The following is a 1,546-nucleotide window of genomic DNA, read 5'->3' on the forward strand; positions in this document are numbered from 1 at the left end:
TTCAACGTATATGGACAGCAGGAGCAACACAAAGGCCGTATGGCATCCGTCGCCTTCCATCATTTCCACCAATACCGCGAGCATGGTTATGTTAATCTGTTTGGCGCCAATGACGGCTACGGTAATGGTGAGCAAACACGCGATTTTGTCAGCGTAGAAGATGTTGCCAAAGTTAACCTTTACTTCTTCGATCATCCTGAGCTTTCAGGTATCTTTAACCTCGGTACAGGTCGTAGCCAACAGTTTAACGAACTTGCCGCCGCAACCGTCAACGCTTGTCGTGCGGCCGAAGGCAAGCCTGAAATGAGTTTGAAAGAGTTGGTTGAAGAAGAACTTATCCGTTATATTCCATTCCCAGATGCACTCAAAGGCAAATATCAGAGCTTTACTCAAGCGGATATTACCAAGCTGCGCGAAGCTGGGTATAAAGAAGAATTCTTGGATGTAAAACAAGGCGTCAGCCGTTACGTTAAATGGATGCTGGAGAAATTGGTTTAAGTCCTTCTGATTTGAATGATAAGGTCGTCTGAAAAAGGATTTTCAGATGGCCTTATCATTTTGGGAAATTTTAAAATGAGACCTTTGCAAAATTCCTTTTCCTTCCAGCAGCCGAAATCCAAACATAGATTTTCGACTGTTTTCGTTCCAAGTACCCACTGATTCTACTCAAACCCCCCTCTTTACTCTCCCCAGATACCTGATAATCAGGCATCCGGGCCGCCTTTTAGGTAACAACAGGCGCACTTAGCCTGTTAGCTGCTTTCAACAGGTTTAAACACATTGCCTTCAGATGGCTTTATGCACTCACTTTAATCAGACCGAAATAGGCTACCCGAGTGTAGCGGGACTTACGGTGCAGCGTACCGAAGCTTTGTTCGACCACATAACGGGTCTTCGATAGATGTCGGTTACGTTTGGTTTACGCTTCCATCAGCGGACGGTTGCGGTGGGCTTTGCGCATAATGCCGTCCAGCAAACGATGATTACCAGATGCTACCGGTCTTCCTCGTTGTCATAGCCTGAGACCTTTGCACGAGCTTGTCACATTTGACGCAAATGGCGCAAGTTAGATACAAATCAGGCACAAACAAAAAAGACAGCCTTACAAATAAGCTGTCAATTAGAAATTTAGAATATTAGGTTTTTCAATAAATTCAGATATTTATTGGTGCCCGGAGCCGGAATCGAACCGGCACGGCCGGTTTAGGGCCGACGGATTTTAAGTCCGTTGTGTCTACCTATTTCACCACCCGGGCGTAGACAGTAAATTGAGAAATTGGAGGCGGGGGCGCGGATTTGAACCGGCCTGTATAAGGGTTGCACCCCTTATAGCATAAACACTCTGCCACCCCGCCATGAAAGGGATGGAGGCGAGAGTCGGAATCGAACCGGCGTAGACGGATTTGCAATCCGCTGCATAACCACTTTGCTATCTCGCCAAAACTACGTTTGAGTGTTGTAGTATGAAACTGGAGCGGGAAACGAGTCTCGAACTCGCGACCTCAACCTTGGCAAGGTTGCGCTCTACCAACTGAGCTATTCCCGC

The 1,546-nt window shown here is 46.9% G+C and carries 1 protein-coding gene, 4 tRNA genes and 1 pseudogene; 1 reads left to right on the forward strand and 5 read right to left on the reverse strand.

Annotated features, from left to right (window positions below; all coding sequences use genetic code 11):
- The coding region (locus ACTHS3_RS12685) for an NAD-dependent epimerase/dehydratase family protein (RefSeq protein ID WP_440368103.1) at positions 1 to 498 on the forward strand (498 nt) is incomplete at its 5' end.
- Between the two features lie 226 nt (positions 499 to 724).
- Here ACTHS3_RS12685 and ACTHS3_RS12690 read toward each other — a convergent pair.
- From ACTHS3_RS12690 to ACTHS3_RS12710, 5 genes and pseudogenes are all read right to left on the reverse strand, one after another.
- Positions 725 to 1,020, reverse strand: a pseudogene (locus ACTHS3_RS12690) (transposase); the annotation flags it as partial.
- Positions 1,021 to 1,166: 146 nt separating this feature from the next.
- Positions 1,167 to 1,256, reverse strand: a tRNA-Leu gene (locus tag ACTHS3_RS12695).
- Positions 1,257 to 1,277: 21 nt separating this feature from the next.
- Positions 1,278 to 1,355, reverse strand: a tRNA-Cys gene (locus tag ACTHS3_RS12700).
- A 10-nt stretch (positions 1,356 to 1,365) separates the two neighbouring features.
- Positions 1,366 to 1,439, reverse strand: a tRNA-Cys gene (locus tag ACTHS3_RS12705).
- A 31-nt stretch (positions 1,440 to 1,470) separates the two neighbouring features.
- Positions 1,471 to 1,546 (reverse strand) — tRNA-Gly (locus ACTHS3_RS12710).

This window comes from Neisseria sp. P0009.S007, assembly GCF_051962515.1.